The 15592-nt window shown below is 62.3% G+C and carries 15 protein-coding genes; 7 read left to right on the forward strand and 8 right to left on the reverse strand.

The window, feature by feature from the left end; translation table 11 throughout:
* Positions 1–196: 196 nt before the first annotated feature.
* The 4 genes from FFS37_RS28005 (at position 197) to FFS37_RS28020 (ending at position 4138) form a co-directional block, all read left to right on the forward strand.
* Entirely contained in the window at positions 197–1540 is a 1344-nt protein-coding gene (locus tag FFS37_RS28005) for an NAD(P)/FAD-dependent oxidoreductase (protein ID WP_137934225.1), read from the forward strand.
* Positions 1541–1552: 12 nt separating this feature from the next.
* Positions 1553–2398, forward strand: coding sequence for a DUF1365 domain-containing protein (locus tag FFS37_RS28010; RefSeq protein ID WP_137934226.1), 846 nt, complete (start codon positions 1553–1555; stop codon positions 2396–2398).
* A 59-nt stretch (positions 2399–2457) separates the two neighbouring features.
* Complete coding sequence (locus tag FFS37_RS28015) at positions 2458–3714, forward strand: SAM-dependent methyltransferase (protein ID WP_137934275.1); 1257 nt, start codon at positions 2458–2460, stop codon at positions 3712–3714.
* Positions 3715–3835: 121 nt separating this feature from the next.
* Entirely contained in the window at positions 3836–4138 is a 303-nt protein-coding gene (locus FFS37_RS28020) for a hypothetical protein (protein WP_137934227.1), read from the forward strand.
* A gap of 71 nt (positions 4139–4209) precedes the next feature.
* On the opposite strand, the gene FFS37_RS28025 is transcribed toward FFS37_RS28020, so the two are convergent.
* From FFS37_RS28025 to FFS37_RS28035, 3 genes are all read right to left on the reverse strand, one after another.
* Complete coding sequence (locus tag FFS37_RS28025) at positions 4210–4860, reverse strand: hypothetical protein (RefSeq protein ID WP_137934228.1); 651 nt, start codon at positions 4858–4860, stop codon at positions 4210–4212.
* Positions 4861–5103: 243 nt separating this feature from the next.
* Entirely contained in the window at positions 5104–7083 is a 1980-nt protein-coding gene (locus FFS37_RS28030) for a bifunctional 2',3'-cyclic-nucleotide 2'-phosphodiesterase/3'-nucleotidase (RefSeq protein ID WP_137934229.1), read from the reverse strand.
* Positions 7084–7232: 149 nt separating this feature from the next.
* Positions 7233–8498 carry an NAD(P)/FAD-dependent oxidoreductase gene (locus FFS37_RS28035; protein ID WP_137934230.1) on the reverse strand — a complete coding sequence of 422 codons (1266 nt, stop codon included), beginning with the start codon at positions 8496–8498 and terminating at the stop codon, positions 7233–7235.
* Between the two features lie 162 nt (positions 8499–8660).
* Here FFS37_RS28035 and FFS37_RS28040 point away from each other — a divergent pair, with 162 nt between their 5' ends.
* Positions 8661–9314, forward strand: coding sequence for a 5-formyltetrahydrofolate cyclo-ligase (locus tag FFS37_RS28040; RefSeq protein ID WP_137934231.1), 654 nt, complete (start codon positions 8661–8663; stop codon positions 9312–9314).
* A gap of 16 nt (positions 9315–9330) precedes the next feature.
* On the opposite strand, the gene FFS37_RS28045 is transcribed toward FFS37_RS28040, so the two are convergent.
* Positions 9331–9804 carry an Lrp/AsnC family transcriptional regulator gene (locus tag FFS37_RS28045; RefSeq protein ID WP_013531467.1) on the reverse strand — a complete coding sequence of 158 codons (474 nt, stop codon included), beginning with the start codon at positions 9802–9804 and terminating at the stop codon, positions 9331–9333.
* Positions 9805–9961: 157 nt separating this feature from the next.
* Between FFS37_RS28045 and ald the strand changes: the two genes are divergently transcribed.
* A complete protein-coding gene (gene ald / locus FFS37_RS28050) occupies positions 9962–11077 on the forward strand; it encodes an alanine dehydrogenase (RefSeq protein ID WP_137934232.1) in 1116 nt (371 codons plus the stop codon).
* 278 nt (positions 11078–11355) lie between these two features.
* The gene (locus FFS37_RS28055) at positions 11356–12570 is read left to right on the forward strand and encodes an outer membrane protein (RefSeq protein WP_137934276.1); all 1215 of its coding nucleotides are present in this window, start codon (positions 11356–11358) and stop codon (positions 12568–12570) included.
* A gap of 235 nt (positions 12571–12805) precedes the next feature.
* On the opposite strand, the gene FFS37_RS28060 is transcribed toward FFS37_RS28055, so the two are convergent.
* From FFS37_RS28060 to sseA, 4 genes are all read right to left on the reverse strand, one after another.
* Positions 12806–13273 (reverse strand): DUF1203 domain-containing protein, encoded by a 468-nt coding sequence (locus FFS37_RS28060; RefSeq protein WP_137934233.1) that lies wholly within the window; start codon positions 13271–13273, stop codon positions 12806–12808.
* 167 nt (positions 13274–13440) lie between these two features.
* The gene (locus FFS37_RS28065; protein ID WP_137934234.1) at positions 13441–13998 is read right to left on the reverse strand and encodes an OmpA family protein; all 558 of its coding nucleotides are present in this window, start codon (positions 13996–13998) and stop codon (positions 13441–13443) included.
* 99 nt (positions 13999–14097) lie between these two features.
* Positions 14098–14661: a GNAT family N-acetyltransferase gene (locus FFS37_RS28070; RefSeq protein WP_137934277.1), complete on the reverse strand. Its 564-nt coding sequence runs from the start codon at positions 14659–14661 to the stop codon at positions 14098–14100.
* Positions 14662–14666: 5 nt separating this feature from the next.
* The gene (gene sseA, locus FFS37_RS28075; RefSeq protein ID WP_137934235.1) at positions 14667–15563 is read right to left on the reverse strand and encodes a 3-mercaptopyruvate sulfurtransferase; all 897 of its coding nucleotides are present in this window, start codon (positions 15561–15563) and stop codon (positions 14667–14669) included.
* Positions 15564–15592: the final 29 nt, after the last annotated feature.

The raw sequence follows: 15592 nt of genomic DNA on the forward strand, positions 1-15592 counted from the left end.
CGCACATGCGCGGCGGTGACCATAGAGGTCATCATGCCTCCCGGGCTCAGAATCCCCGCAATTGTTTCGAGACCGCGCAGACGCCGAGCTGCTTCAGCGATGAAACTCGGCGTCAGTTGCACCGTACCTTTCATTGACCATGCCTTGGCGCCTCAGCGCGCCTCTCAAGCAAACAAAGTCGATGCAAGGGGACCAGATGAATATCGTGCCTATAAACCGCGGCGGAGACGGCGGCAGGAAGAAAATAGCGATCATCGGGTCGGGAATTTCCGGGGCCGCGGCGGCCTGGGCGCTTCACACCGTTGCCGATGTCACCTTGTTCGAGGCATCCGCACGCCCCGGCGGCCACACCGCCACCGTGGACATCGATTATGACGGCACCCCCCTCTCCGTCGACACCGGCTTCATCGTCTATAACGAACTCGCTTATCCGAACCTCTCGGCCCTGTTTTCGCATCTCGGCGTCGACACGCATGAGAGCGACATGGGATTTTCGCTGTCCCTCGACGGAGGCAGGCTCGAATGGTGCGGCTCGACGCTGCGCACGATATTTGCCCAGAAGCGCAACGTCTTCTCCCCGGGCTTCCTTTGGATGCTGCGCGAAATCCTGCGCTTCAACAAGGAGTGCGTGGCCGATCGCGACAGCGGTTCGCTCACCCATACGACCATCGGCCGCTATCTGGAAAGGAAGAAGTATTCAGCCGCCTTTCGCGACAATTATCTGATGCCGATGGCGGCGGCGATCTGGTCGACGCCAAGGGCAAGCATGCTCGACTACCCCGCGGCGAGTTTCATCTCTTTCTTCGAGAATCATCGGCTCATCCACGCCGAACGTCCGACATGGCGCACGGTCAGCGGCGGCTCTCGTAACTACCTGGACAAGCTCCTGGCGCCGCTCGGCGGGCGCGTCAAGCTCGAATCGCCGGTCAAGACTCTGGTGCGTGACGCCTTTGGCGTTACGGTATGGGCGGGCGACCAGCCGCCGGACCGCTTCGACAATGTGATCGTCGCGGCGCACAGCAACCAGGCGCTCGCCATGCTGGGCGACGCCACCAGCGTCGAGGAAACCATCCTCTCCGCCATCCCGTACCGGCCGAACCGTGTCGTCTTGCACCGCGATGCAAGGCTGATGCCGAAGCGCCGTGCCGCATGGGCGGCCTGGAACTACCTGCGCTGCGCCTGCGATCGCGACGAGCCTGAGGTCTCCGTCACCTACTGGATGAACCGGCTGCAAGGCATCGACGAAAACAAGCCGCTGTTTGTCTCGCTCAATCCGGTGATCGAACCGCGTGAGGATATGGTGTTCGGCGAATGGATGTTCGACCATCCGCAATACGACGCCCGCGCCCTTTCGGCGCAGGCACGCCTCCACGACATCCAGGGCACGCGCGGCGTCTACTTCGCCGGAGCCTGGACGGGACATGGCTTTCACGAGGACGGGCTGCGCTCCGGGCTGGACGCGGCAATTGCGCTCGGCGCGAAAGTACCGTGGCGCGACATTTCCATCGAAATGCCGGAGCCCGCCTTGGCGGCGGAATAGGTGGACGCAACAATGTCCAAACGGCGCATCTCGACAATGTCGGAAAACGGAGCCCCGCCGCAAGCGGCCGGAGCGCTCTACCCCGGCCAAGTCATGCACGCGCGGCTGAAGCCTTTCGGCCACCGGTTCGTCTATTCTGTCTTTTCGCTGTTGGTCGACATCGACAGGCTGAACGAGGTGGGCGGGATGACATGGCTGCTGAAGGTGAACCGGCCAGGCCTGACCTCGTTCCACGAGAGCGACCACGTCGAGCGCGAAGGCGAAACGCTGCGCGCCTTCGCCGACCGGCTGCTTGCGGACGCCGGGTTAAGCGAGCCGGCGACGCGTATCCTGCTGCTCGCCTACCCTCGCATCCTTGGCTACGTCTTCAATCCGATCTCGGTCTATTTCTGCTACGCCGAGGCCGGAACCTTGATCGCCATGATCTACGCCGTGCGCAACACGTTCGGCCAACGGCATACCTATGTCGCGCCGATAGAAGCCGGCGATCTCGGTCCGGCCGGCGTGCGCCAGACAAGAACCAAGATGTTTCACGTCTCGCCATTTATCGACATGGGGACGCGTTACCATTTCCATATCCTGCCGCCCGGAAAGGTGGTGCGTCTGCGCATCCACGAGACCGAAAACGGTGAACCGCTGCTGTCGGCGACTTTTGCCGGCAAAAACCAGAAGCTTGGCACAGCCCGGCTTGCGGCTTGTCTCTTGAAGTTTCCCTTCATGACGTGGAAGATCGTCGCGGGTATTCACTGGGAAGCGCTGAAGCTCTGGTTGAAGGGCGCGCGCTTTCGTTCGAGCCCTCCACTTCCCGAGCCCGTCAGTTACCGGGATCGGGGGGCGGCGTTCGAACCCGGAGAATGATCCGAGAGAACCACGGCCAGGCAATTGGCGCCGAAATCGTGGAAATCCAGGGGCACGACATGGTTCACAAGGAACATTCGGGGATGACGCCGGGCGACGCGGTGAAACTCGATGAGTTCAACTTCGCCGAAATCGTCAAGGGCCTGCCGGCCAAGGCGCGCATGGTCCTGTCGGCGGCGATGAACCTTCCCCGCGGCTCCCTCAAGGTCCGGATGCCGGACGGGCGCGCGGTGCTCGTCGGCGGGAAGGCGCCGGGCCCCGACGCCGAACTGGTGCTGAAGAACTGGCGCCTGCCGGGCCGTGCCTTTTCCGGCGGCACGATCGGCGTTGCCGAATCCTATATGGACGGCGATTGGGACAGCCCCGACGTAACCAGTTTCCTCGAGCTGTTCGTGGTCAACTCGGCACTCGGCGAGAAGGTTGCCGGTGGGGCAAGCTGGCTGATCGGCGCGGTCCAGCGCATCCGCCACTGGTTCAACGAAAACACGCGCTCCGGTTCGAAGCGCAACATCTCGGCCCACTACGATCTGGGCAATGCCTTTTATAAAGAATGGCTCGATCCCTCCATGACCTATTCCTCGGCGCTCTACGCAAACGGCGCCAATGATCTGGAAAGCGCCCAGGCCGCCAAGTACCGGGCGCTGGCCAGGGATACCGATATCGGCAGCAAGGACCACGTGCTGGAGATCGGCTGCGGCTGGGGTGGATTCGCCGAATTCGCGGCGCGCGAAATCGGCTGCCGCGTAACCGGGCTGACGATCAGCCGCGAACAGCACGACTTCGCCAAAGCTCGTATCGCCAAGGCCGGACTTGCCGACAAGGTCGATATCAAACTGCAGGATTATCGCGACGAAACGGGAACCTACGACCGTATTGCTTCGATCGAGATGTTCGAGGCCGTCGGCGAGAAATACTGGCCGGTGTTCTTCTCCAAGATGAAGTCCTGCCTGAGACCCGGCGGCACGGCGGGCCTGCAGATCATCACCATCAACGAAGCGGCTTACGACACCTACCGCGCCCGGCCCGATTTCATCCAGCGTTACGTCTTTCCGGGGGGCATGTTGCCGACGCCTTCGATCCTGAAGACGCTCGGCAAGGACCATGGCCTCGCGCATCTGCGCGAACGCGTTTTCCCCGAGGATTATGCCCGAACGCTCGCCGAGTGGCGCCAGCGCTTCTGGGGATCATGGGAGAAGATCGTACCGCTCGGTTTCGACGACCGTTTCAAGAAGCTCTGGGAGTTCTACCTGCATTATTGCGAAGCCGGATTCCGCGCCAGCTACATCGACGTCCGCCAAGTGGTCTACAAGGCCTGAGCAGATCGCGATTTCCTGATACTGCGTGATGAAACCGCGACCGCGCCGAGGCCGTTTTCAGGCATCCGACGCCCCGCGCCCCAGAACCAACGCCGAGCGCCTCTGACCATAGGAGGCTTCCATGAAGCGAATTGTTGCCGCCATTGCCATCCTGCTTGCCGCCGTATCGGCGGCCGATGCCCGGCGCATAACCCCACCGACTGTCATGAACGATCCGCTGGGTCACAGCATCAGCCCAACCTTGACACCAGGCGCCAGCGATCTCCTCAACGACATTCCGACATCGACGATCCACGAGGTCCATGCGCCGGCGGGGATGGCACCCCTGACGGTACCCAGCGACCCGACAGGCATATCCCTCGAGCCGACGCAGCCGGTCAGCCCGCCTGCCCCGGCGACATCCTTGACGCCGACGACCAACTGAGGCCGCCATTGCTTGTCGAACAGGCCCGTATCGCTGTCGCGAAGCAGGCCTGTTCAGGCTGATGTCGAAGCTCACCAGGGCCAGATGCAACGTTCGCAGGGCTCGCAGGCATATTGCAGGCATTCCGGGATGCATCGTCCGTCACCCGTATACCAGCAATTGCCCCACAGAATGCAGTCGCAGCACTCCGATTCCCAACAGCCCCAGGCATTCAGGCCGCCATTGCCGAGACCGCCAAAGCCGCCGAGACCGCCCGCCATCCGTGCCGCGGTCTGGGGTCGCCCGCCCATCGAACCATGTGGTGAGCCTCGGCCGGGCGCCGAAGCCGCCGCGCGACTGAAGCTGGCACCCGAACCGATATGAGACATAGGCTGCGGCTGCATCGGAGGAGGACCACCCTGCGGCGGCCGGCCGCCGCCTTGCGGCACCGCCGCCAGCAGGGCGGCAAACACCTTTGCCTCGGCATCCTTGGGTTCCTTCAGCGTCAGCCTGAAGATCGGATGCCAGTGGTCTTTGCAAGGGGCCTTGCCGAGCTGCTCGGCCTTCTCGACAAGCCCGACGGGTATGTCGACCCAGTTTTCGCAACCCGACCGGGTGAAAGCGATATGGCCCGCCTTCTTCGATGCCTTGACCATGCCGGTCATTTCGGTGCCGGACAGGCCAAAATCGTCATTCTTCAACGCTTCTTCGAGACTTGCTCCCGTAAATATCTTGTCAGTCATGCAAGGACTCCTTTGATCCCCAAAGGGTCCCACCCATAGGACTTCCGACGCACAACGTCGTGCCGGCCCGCCCGTCACGGGCACGGCTCCATATTGCCGGCAACGCATCGCCAGCCAGTTCAAGAAGGTTCAGATGCAAGGCCCCGGCACCCCGGACAAGGGCTGCCGGAACCAGGATCATGCCACCGGGCGGAAGCGAGGGTCATCTCCCATACGGGGGAAGGCCCTCCGATCATGGCCGCATCAGAGGAGGATGCGATATCTGGAAAACCCCGCCTCGCCTTCACCTGCCGGCTCGATCTTCAGCGACTTCACCTGGGCAATGAAATCCTTGGCCTTGGCGCCCGTATCGAAGACCACGCTGGTTCCCGGCAAAGGCGCGAACGACCAATTGCCGTCCGCCGACGGATTGATGGTGCCTTGGCTGACGATGTAGCGAACAATGACGTCGCGATTGGTGTCCGGCGCCTCGTAGATGATCTTGGAGACGTTGATGTCGGGGAAATTGCCACCGCCGCCGGCCCGGTAATTGTTCGTCGCAACGACGAATTTCTGATTGGGATCAATCGGTTTCCCATCATGCATCAAGCCGACAATGCGATTGGCATTGGCGTTCGCCACGCCGCCCTTGGCATCGTATTTCGGCGGCTGCGACAGATCTATCTTGTAGGTGACGCCGTCGATGACGTCGAAATTGTAGGATGGGAAATCGGTGTTGATGAGGGCCTGGTCGGCCTTCCCCGGCTCGATCCTGTTGAAGATGCCGGCCGACATCTCCAGCCATTCCTTGACCTGCGCGCCCGTGATTTCGACGGCACGTACGGTGTTCGGGTAGAGATAGAGGTCGGCGACGTTCTTGATGGCGATGTCGCCCGCGGGCACGTCGGTATAGTAGTCGGGGCCGTTGCGTCCACCGGCCTTGAAGGGGGCTGCCGCCGACAGCAGCGGCACGTCCTTCCACTGCGTGCTTTTGAGGATGTCCTTCAGATACCAGGTCTGCGCCTGGCTGACGACCTGGACCGATGGATCGTCCGCGACCAGCGCGAAATAGGAATAGAGCGGGGCGGACGTTTTGCCGACCGGACGGCGCACATAGGCAAGTGTGGCCTGATGGTCCTGTTCCAATGCCGCCACGATGCGCTTGTCGTCGGGCACGGTCGGCTTGTTCTTGTTGTCGACCCGTTCGAAGATCGGCCGCGCCTCGGACGTCGCGGAAACGACCTTCCATGCCGAACCGTCGCGCTCAAGCATCAGGTCGATCAGTCCCATATGCGAGCCCCAGAAACCGCCCATGACAGCGGGTTTTCCCTGAAGGGTACCTTTTTGCGTATCGACGCCCTCGAGCGACTGGAAGTCCTTCTTACCGGGAAACACCAGGTGCTGATGCCCGGTGAAGACGGCATCGATGCCCTCGACTCCGGCGACGAAGAACGACGCATTCTCCATCATGTCGCCCTGCTTCACGTCGATGCCCGAATGCGAGAGCGCGATGACGATGTCGGCGCCCTCTTCCTTCATTTGCGGCACCCAGGCTTTCGCCGCCTCGACAATATCGCGCGTCTTGACGTTGCCTTCGAGATTCTTGAGGTCCCAGACCATGATCTGCGGCGGCACGAAGCCGATTATGCCGATCCTGATCGGATGTTCGGCGCCTGAACCGTCCTTGATCTTCTTGTCGAGGATCACATAGGGCTTGAGATAGAGCTTGTCGTCGCGCGGGTTGGCGGCAAGCGTGGTGCCACGGATCAGATTGGCGCAGACGAATGGAAAATTGGCGCCGGCCAGCACCTTGTCAAGGAACGACAGGCCGTAGTTGAACTCGTGATTGCCGAGCGTCGAGCACTCGTAGCCGAGCAGGTTCATGCCCTTCATGATGGGATGCAGGTCGCCGTCCTTCAGGCCCTTCTCATAGGCGATATAGTCACCCATCGGGTTGCCCTGCAGCAGGTCGCCATTGTCGATCAGCATCGAATTGACCGCTTCCTTGCGCACCGCCTCGATCAGCGACGCCGTGCGCGACAGGCCCATCGTGTCGTTGGCCTTGTCGGCGTAGTAATCATAAGGCAGCACGTTCACATGGATATCGGTGGTCTCCATGATGCGCAGATGCGCCTGGTTGGCCTGCGCGCGTGCGGAAAAGGGATGAAGCATGATCAGCGCCCCGGTGGCGGCAACGCCTGCGAGGAGACCGCGGCGGGAGACGGGATGGAGCAGTTGCGACATGTTTTCTCCTTCTTCGACGACGTGACAAGCCCTGCCCCGGAGCGAACTTCGCGCCGAAACGGATCCGAGTCCATTCCAGAAGTCGCTCTTCGCTGCATCAGTCGATCAGCAACAGATGACGCGCGGATGAATTTGAGCGAGGCGAAAGCTCAGCCTTTGTCGTCGTCGCCCTGCGTGATCAGGCGGGCACTGCGCTGGCCGGTGGCATAAATCCATAGCCAGCTCAACGAAACCGCAAGCCGGTTACGGAAACCGATCAGGAAATAGATGTGGGCGATGCCCCAAAGCCACCACGCCGGCCAGCCGGTCAGCTTGAGCCATCCGAAATCGATTGCCGCCGCCCGCTTGCCGATCGTGGCCAGATCGCCGGCGTGTTTGTAGTGGAACGGGCGCGGGGTCATGTCACCGCCGAGCCGGGCTTTGATGGTTGCGGCGACGTGCCGGCCCTCCTGCTTGGCCGAAGGCGCGACACCGGGGACCGGCCGGCCGTCGGGCCGCACGACAAGGGCGGTATCGCCGATAACGAAAATATCGGGACTGCCCGGCACGCTGAGATCGGGCTCGACCAGCACCCTGCCCGCCCGGTCGGCCTTGGCGTCCAGCCATTCGGCGGCGGGTGAAGCGGCAACGCCTGCCGCCCACAATATGGTCCTGGCCGGCAGAACGGTGTCGCCGAAGACCACACCGTCGGCATCACAACGCGTGACCGCGCTTCCGAGCTCGACTGTAACGCCGAGCTTCTCCAACGCCTTACGGGCGTAGGCTGAGAGCTTGGGCGCGAAATTGGCAAGGATCCGCTCCCCCGCCTCGATCAGCACGACACGCGTCTGGCGCGTGTCGATGTTGCGGAACTCGCCACGGAGCGTGTCATGCGCGAGTTCGGCAATGGTGCCGGCGAGTTCGACGCCGGTCGGACCTCCGCCGACGATCGCGATCGTCAGCAGCGCCTGGCGCCTTGCGGGATCGGCTTCGCGCTCCGCCTGCTCGAAAGCCAGGAGGACATTGCGCCGGATCGTGGTGGCATCCTCAAGAGTCTTCAGCCCCGGCGCATAAGGTTCCCATTCGTCATGGCCGAAATAGGCGTGCCGCGCTCCCGTGGCGAGCACCAGCGTATCGTAGGCAACGGCGCTGCCATCCTCGAGCAGCACGCGCTTGCCGGCCCGGTCGACACCGCTGACATTGGCGAGCAGCGTCGTCACGTCCTTGCGCTTGCGCAGGAGATGGCGGATCGGCCAGGCAACCTCCGAAGTTGCCAGCGCGGTCGTGGCCACCTGGTAGAGCAGCGGCTGGAACAGATGATGGTTGCGCTTGTCGATCATGGTGATGCGCACCGGCGCGCCGGCAAGAGCGTGAGTGAGTTCGAGGCCGCCGAAACCCGCCCCGACGACGACGACATGATGGCTGGCTTCGTTCATCTCACGCACTCCCGGCGGGCAAGATTGCCTGCCTTGATGTAGGTGTTTTTGTGCAGTGCAACAACGGCAGGGATGCCTGAGACTCGTCGTTGGATGTCGTCAATACGCCTGTTGTATCGTATCGCGAGATATAGCGTCATCGAACACGTGACGAGGTGCATCATGGCTGACGAGGATGACAATCAGGGTCCGGCACAATATGCCTCGCCTCCCTGTTTCATGCATGAACTCGCCCCCGCGTTCCAAGCCCCGTTGGCCGACTGGGCCGATGTCCGGCGCTGGCGCAAGGCCGAGCGCGAACGCCTGATCGCGGCGCGGCTTGCGGTTTCCGCCGATGCGCGAACAGTGATGTCGCAGCGCATCGCCGGAGGACTTGACGCGATCATCGGCGACATCGCCGGCCGCATGGTCAGCCTCTACTGGCCGTTCCGCGGCGAGCCGGACCTGCGGCCGTGGATGATCTCGATCAACGAACGGGGCGGCCGCACTGCCCTGCCCATCGTGATCGAGAAGGGGCAGCCGCTGATCTTCCGTGCCTACAGGCCGGGCGACCGCCTGGAAAAGGGCGTCTGGAACATCCCGATCCCGGCCGAGGGCGATCCGGTGCTGCCAGACATCGTCATCTCGCCGATCGTCGGCATCGACCCGGCCAACTATCGCCTGGGCTATGGCGGCGGCTTCTTCGACCGCACGCTGGCCGCGATGCCGTTCAAGCCGCTGGTGATCGGCGTCGGCTACGAACTGCAGCGCATCGCCACCATCTATCCGCAGCTGCATGACATCCCGATGGATCGGATCGTCACCGAAGCCGCCTAGACGCCCCGGAATCGCATCAGGCCATTTCCGGCTTCATGCCCATTGCCGTGCGATCGACGATCTCGCGCAAGGCAAAGGAGGAGTTGATCTTGGTCACATGGGGCATGGCCGACAGCCATTCCTTGTGGATGCGTTCATAATCGACGAGGTCCTTCGCCGCGATGCGCAGGATGTAGTCGTATTCCCCCGACATCAGGTGGCAGGACAGTACATTGGGACAGCGTTTGATCGCTGCCTCGAAATCCGAGAGCGTCTTCTCGAACTGGCCCGACAGCGATATATGCACGATCGCAGTCATCTGATGACCGAGCGCCGCGTTGGAGAGCCGGGCGTGATAGCCGCGAATGGTTCCGGACTTCTCCAGATTGTCGAGCCGGCGCGAGCAGGCCGACTGGGACAGGCCGACCTTCTCGGCAAGGGCGGCGTTGGGGATCCGGCCATCCTTCTGCAAAGCCTCGAGAATGGCGATATCGATCCTGTCGAGCGGCATTTTTCGTGAATCCTGCGAATATCCGGCTATTTCACGCAACGATTAGCGAAAGCTGCCTTCTCAAGCAAGCGCATTCGCAAACACCTTCGCGCCGATTCATGGTTCACTCCGAAAATACAGGGAGTGAGCCCAAAAGGGCCCGGATCAGGAGAAGAAGATGCGCGTCGGTTGCCCCAAGGAAATCAAGAATCACGAATATCGCGTCGGCCTTACGCCCGGCTCGGTCCGCGAATATGTCGCTCATGGCCATGAAGTGCTGGTCGAGGCCGGCGCGGGCGCAGGCATCGGCGCCGACGACAACGCCTACCGCGCGGCCGGCGCCACCATCGCCAAGACCGCCGCCGACGTGTTCGCCAAGTCGGACATGATCGTCAAGGTCAAGGAGCCGCAGCCCAATGAGTGGGCCCAGCTGCGTGACGGCCAGATCCTCTACACCTATCTCCACCTGGCTCCGGATCCGGAACAGACCAAGGGGCTGCTCGCCTCGGGCGTGACCGCGATCGCCTATGAAACCGTCACCGACGACCGTGGCGGGCTGCCGCTCTTGGCGCCGATGTCGGAAGTTGCCGGACGGCTGTCGATCCAGGCCGGCGCGACGGCGCTCCAGAAGGCCAATGGCGGCCGTGGCGTGCTGCTCGGTGGCGTGCCCGGCGTGCTGCCCGGCAAGGTCACCGTGCTGGGCGGCGGCGTCGTCGGTCTCCACGCGGCCCGCATGGCCGCCGGCCTTGGCGCCGATGTCACCATCATCGACCGCTCGATCCCGCGCCTTCGCCAGCTCGACGACCTCTTCGCCGGCCGTGTCCACACCCGCTACTCGACCGTCGAGGCGCTTGAGGAAGAATGCTTTTCGGCCGATATCGTCGTTGGCGCCGTGCTGATCCCGGGCGCCGCCGCGCCGAAGCTGGTGACCCGCGAAATGCTGTCCGGCATGAAGAAGGGCTCGGTGCTGGTCGACGTTGCCATCGACCAGGGCGGCTGCTTCGAGACTTCGCATGCCACGACACATGCCGACCCGACCTACGAAGTTGATGGCGTCATCCATTATTGCGTCGCCAACATGCCGGGCGCCGTGCCGGTCACGTCGGCTCACGCGCTCAACAACGCCACGCTCCATTACGGCCTGCAACTGGCCGACAAGGGCCTGAAGGCGCTCGTCGACGACCACCATCTGCGCAACGGCCTCAACGTCCACAAGGGCAAGATCACCAATCGCGCGGTCGCCGAGGCGCTCGGATACGAACTGGTCGAGCCGAAGGCAGTGCTCGCCGCCTGATTCCCTGACGAAGACTTCCTCCTGTCAAACCCGCCGGTTAACGCTGGCGGGTTTTTTCTGATCCGATCGGCGGCCGCGAGCCCATTTTTCCGCCAGAGTTAGCCGCCGAACATGTGCCGCAATGGCACTTTGCCCATCATTGTTGCATTTTTATCATTCCTAAATTAGCTGCCCTCCTGCTAGAACGATCCCGGGCTTATTGATTAGGGGTACGGGCTATGTTTGTTCGCGTTTCCGCGAAATCCTTTCTTCTTGGTGCAGTTTCGGCCGTGGCTTTGATGTCGGCGGCGCATGCCGCTGACATGGTTCAGCCGGTCGCAGCGAGTGGTTTCAACTGGAGTGGTGCCTATATCGGCATCGGTGGCGGCTTCGGCGCGACGGTGCACAAGGTCAGCGTGGCTCCGTTTGTCGATTTCAACGGCATCGGCGGCAACGGGGTGTTCGGTGAACTGACAGCCGGCTACGACTACATGGTCAACGAGCGCTTCCTGCTTGGTGGTTTCATCGACGCCAATTACGGCAATATCGGCCCGTCGTTGAGCGCGTTTGGCTTGGACGCCAATCTGCAGAACGTCTATGGCTTCGACGTTGGAGTACGGGCCGGATACTTGCTCAACCCGAATACTCTCGGCTACGTGCTGGGCGGTTACAGCTGGCAACACTTCAAACTCGATGCGTCTTCCATCGGCTTCGACTACACCGAAAACCGTGGCGGCTATGTGCTCGGTGTCGGCATGGAAACCGTGCTGCGCGGCAACTGGACGCTGAAGACCGAATACCGCTACGCGGACTATGGCGACAAATCGGTGCTCGACTTTGGCGGCGGCTCACTGAATGTTGAACCGTCGACGCACACCTTCCACATCGCCGCCAACTATCGTTTCGGCGCACAGAATGGCGGCGGCGCCGCTCTCGAAGCTCCGGTCTACAACTGGACTGGCTTCTATGCCGGTGGCGCGCTCGGCGCTGGCACCATGGTGCATGATCTTTCCGTTGCCGGTGGCTTCATCGATCTGAACGGCATTGGCGGCGAAGGCGTGTTCGGCGAAGCAAGTGTCGGCTACGACCATGATTTCGGCAACTGGGTGGCCGGCGTCCAGCTTGACGCTCGCTACTCTGGTATCCAATCGAAACTCGATATCTTCGGGGGAACGATCAAGGGCGACGCCGATTATGGCTTTGACGCGCTGGCCCGTGTTGGCGCCAAGGTCAACGACTCGACGCTTGCCTATGTTATCGGCGGCTATAGCTGGCAGCACTTCAATCTGCATGCTTCGCCGCCCAGCGGCCCGAGCACCGACATCTATGACTGGGGCTCCAGCGGCTTCTCGGTCGGTGGCGGCCTTGAAACGGCAGTTTCGAGCAACGTGACGGTCGGTCTCGAATATCGCTATTCGCAGTACCAGAAGCAAGACTTCGGCTCGGGCGGCTTCCTTGAGGACACCCCGTCCTTCCAGACCGTTCGCGTCGGCGCCAAATACAAGTTCAACTAAGCCCCTCCAGGCAAACAGTCGAAGCCCGTCGGCCTTGCCGGCGGGCTTTCTCTTTGGGCTGGGTCTCTGCGCCGGGATCAGGCAACAAAAAAGCGGAGCCAAAGCCCCGCTTCCTCGATGTCGAGATGTGTCGCCGGTTCATCCGCGGTCGACAAATCAATCGACAGTCACGTTCTAGCGCATCCATGCGACGGGAATACGACAGCGTTTTCGTGAGCCGGCAAGGTTTGACCGGTCAGGCCCGCTCGATTCTGCATTGATAGCAATTATTTCGTGCCGAGCGCACATGGACGTAAGCGATGTCGTCGCGTTCGAACAGCGTCGCGGCCCGCGCGGCGATCGTCCCGGTCGCGATCACGCCACCAGTGCCATACACGATGCGGTTGTCAGGGCCATAGCCGCGCACGATGTAATCGGCGCTTTCGAGAATCTCGGGAAGCTCCTCCGTCTCAAGTGCACGCTCGCATTCCTGCGCATGGAGGAAAATCGGGCCGGTCTCGGCATAGGGTTGAAGCTCAGGGAATGGCCGGTAGGCCAGAACCAGATAGGGCTCGCCGGCTCCAATGTTCCTCAGGCAGTGCCGGCACGGCATACCGTCACCGTCGGAAATCCTGTGCTCGGGCGCATTTCCGTATGCATCCCGCCCGCCGGACTGCAGCGGCCGCACATCTTGGGTTGGAAGCGCCTTGAACTGGATGGTCATGGTGAAATCTCCGGTTTCGTCGACCGGAAATTACGCGCTCGCTCCCAAGGCTCCCACCCGATTCCCGCCAAGTGCCGCAGGACCGATCCGCCTATGCGAATCGGTCCCGAACAAGCTTACCGACAGCAATCGAGTCGATTAATAAGCCGGCTAATCAGCTTGAGGAATCAGCGAATGAAATCGTCGAACCGGCGAAGCGTCACCCGTCGATTCTGCCAGTTTTCGTTCTGCGTCGGCACGAGCAGAAACTCCTCGCCGTACCCCACGGTCTCCAATGCATAGCCGGGAACGCCGAATTCCCGCACCAGGGTGCGCTTCAGCGAAGCCGCCCTCTGCTCGGACAGGACCTGATTCGACTGGAACGAGCCGACGGCGTCGGTATGCCCCTCTATCAGGACCCGTGCGCCGCGATCACGGCGCAGGATGCGGTGAAGCGCATCGGCAATGTTTTCGATCTTGTCGTATTGCGAACTGGAAATGGCGGCCGAACCGAAGGCGAAGTTGATCGACTGGATATCGATCGACCGGGCCATGCGGCGCAAATCCGGGCGGCGCTTGAATTCGCGGATCGTGACACGCTCGTTTGGCCGCAACTTCACTTGAGGCGCGGCCTCGAGCTTGCGCTCGATGGTCGCGGCCGAAGGCGTCGTGGCCTGGGCAGCGGCGAGACTTGGCAAGGCAATGGCTGCGATCAGCGCGGCGGCGAGTGTACGTCGGGTCAGCATGTCTTTCTCCTTCGGCCTGCGCCGCATTGGTAATGCGGGGCACCATGCCAAAGGCAGGCTGAAGCGCGGATGAACGGCCGGTTCAGGTTCCGGCCGGTGTCATGGCCGCATGACGCTGGCCGAGCGCTCGGCGAAGGGCAGCGGGTGGACAACTTCCTTTTTCTGCGCGACGGGCCTGAAGCCGAGTTTCTGGTAGAGCGGCAGCGCCGCCGGATGGTCGAGCGTGCAGGTCTGCACCGTGACCCTTTTCGGCCCGTGCGACCATGCCGCGGCGATGGCCGAGCCCAGGAACCAGCGACCGATGCCTTGTCCGGTGGCATGCTCCATCATGCCGAAATAGGCCAGTTCAACTTCCTCAGGCAGATGCGGCTTGAGATCGAAGAAGCCTGCCGGTGAGCCATCGAGGTAAAGCACCCGGATGTCGCGATCCTCGCGGTGGATGCCAGCCGAGAGTTCGTCATCATTCAGCCGCAGAACGTTCACCCAGTGCCATTTGCGCCCTACCCGGTCCATCAGGTAGCGGTAGAAATGCAGCGGGATATCCCTGGTCTTCAGCAGCGCGACCTGACGGTTGTAGGGCACGGGCGGTGAGACGGCCGGCGGGGCATGCATCTCCAGAAAAGTCACAGTGACTTCGATGTCTTGCAGCGCGCCGTTTTCCATCGCGTTCATTCCTTGCCGATCTTCGCGGGGCCGGTCTTTGCGGGGCCGGGCGTCGCTGGGCCGGTCACGACAGGCGTATCGGAAAGACCGCCCCACTCGGTCCATGAGCCGTCATAAAGCCGGTTGTCGGTGTGGCCAAGCGTCTCAAGCGCCAGCGTGATCACCGCGGCGGTGACACCCGACCCGCAGGATGTGACGATCGGCTTCGACAGGTCAATGCCAGCCTCCTCGATCACCTTGCGCAAGCGGTCCTTCGGCAGCAGCTTGCCGTTCTCCGACAATGCGGAGTACGGCACATTGCGGGCGCCGGGCATGTGTCCGGAGCGGATGCCTGCGCGAGGCTCGGGCTCTCCACCTGTGAAGCGGCCCGGTCCCCGGGCATCGGCGATCTGGCTGGCCTTGCTTTCAACGATCTCGCGCATGTCGGCAAGGCTGGCCACGCGACTGGCGTCGAAATCCGCATGGAAAACGCCCGGCGCGATCTTTGTCGGTTCCGCGGTCACAGGCCGTCCGGCAGCCTTCCAGCCGTCGAAGCCGCCATCCAGAATATAGGTCTGGAAAACGCCCATGATGCGAAACATCCACCATGCCCTGGGTGCGGAGAAGAAGCCCGGGCCGTCATAGACGACGATCGTGTCATCGGCCGAGACACCCATGGCGCCGACATATTGAGCAAAATGCCGTGGCGAAGCCAGCGTATGCGGCAAGGCGGCATCAGGATCGGAAACCGCGTCCTGGTCCAGGAATCGGGCTCCAGGAATGTGCGCCGCATCATATTCGGCGCGCGCCTGACGCTTTTGCGCCGGCAGGTACCAGGACGCGTCCACGATCGTCAGGCCTGGCTGTCCCAGGCGCTCCTGCAGCCAGTCCGCATCGACGGTGAAAGGACTGTCTTCGGCCATGGTGGTTCTTCCTGTTCTGGACAAAAGAT

Origin of the sequence: Mesorhizobium comanense (assembly GCF_005503535.1) — a bacterium.
GTDB classification, from domain to species: Bacteria; Pseudomonadota; Alphaproteobacteria; order Rhizobiales; family Rhizobiaceae; genus Mesorhizobium; species Mesorhizobium comanense.

What these genes read in the sequence shown, in the direction of transcription:
- FFS37_RS28005 (WP_137934225.1), top strand. Translation starts at nt 197, where the DNA reads ATGAATATCGTGCCTATAAACCGCGGCGGAGACGGCGGCAGGAAGAAA.
- FFS37_RS28010 (WP_137934226.1), top strand. Translation starts at nt 1,553, where the DNA reads ATGTCCAAACGGCGCATCTCGACAATGTCGGAAAACGGAGCCCCGCCG.
- FFS37_RS28015 (WP_137934275.1), top strand. Translation starts at nt 2,458, where the DNA reads ATGGTTCACAAGGAACATTCGGGGATGACGCCGGGCGACGCGGTGAAA.
- FFS37_RS28020 (WP_137934227.1), top strand. Translation starts at nt 3,836, where the DNA reads ATGAAGCGAATTGTTGCCGCCATTGCCATCCTGCTTGCCGCCGTATCG.
- FFS37_RS28025 (WP_137934228.1), bottom strand. Translation starts at nt 4,860, where the DNA reads ATGACTGACAAGATATTTACGGGAGCAAGTCTCGAAGAAGCGTTGAAG.
- FFS37_RS28030 (WP_137934229.1), bottom strand. Translation starts at nt 7,083, where the DNA reads ATGTCGCAACTGCTCCATCCCGTCTCCCGCCGCGGTCTCCTCGCAGGC.
- FFS37_RS28035 (WP_137934230.1), bottom strand. Translation starts at nt 8,498, where the DNA reads ATGAACGAAGCCAGCCATCATGTCGTCGTCGTCGGGGCGGGTTTCGGC.
- FFS37_RS28040 (WP_137934231.1), top strand. Translation starts at nt 8,661, where the DNA reads ATGGCTGACGAGGATGACAATCAGGGTCCGGCACAATATGCCTCGCCT.
- FFS37_RS28045 (WP_013531467.1), bottom strand. Translation starts at nt 9,804, where the DNA reads ATGCCGCTCGACAGGATCGATATCGCCATTCTCGAGGCTTTGCAGAAG.
- ald (WP_137934232.1), top strand. Translation starts at nt 9,962, where the DNA reads ATGCGCGTCGGTTGCCCCAAGGAAATCAAGAATCACGAATATCGCGTC.
- FFS37_RS28055 (WP_137934276.1), top strand. Translation starts at nt 11,356, where the DNA reads ATGTCGGCGGCGCATGCCGCTGACATGGTTCAGCCGGTCGCAGCGAGT.
- FFS37_RS28060 (WP_137934233.1), bottom strand. Translation starts at nt 13,273, where the DNA reads ATGACCATCCAGTTCAAGGCGCTTCCAACCCAAGATGTGCGGCCGCTG.
- FFS37_RS28065 (WP_137934234.1), bottom strand. Translation starts at nt 13,998, where the DNA reads ATGCTGACCCGACGTACACTCGCCGCCGCGCTGATCGCAGCCATTGCC.
- FFS37_RS28070 (WP_137934277.1), bottom strand. Translation starts at nt 14,661, where the DNA reads ATGGAAAACGGCGCGCTGCAAGACATCGAAGTCACTGTGACTTTTCTG.
- sseA (WP_137934235.1), bottom strand. Translation starts at nt 15,563, where the DNA reads ATGGCCGAAGACAGTCCTTTCACCGTCGATGCGGACTGGCTGCAGGAG.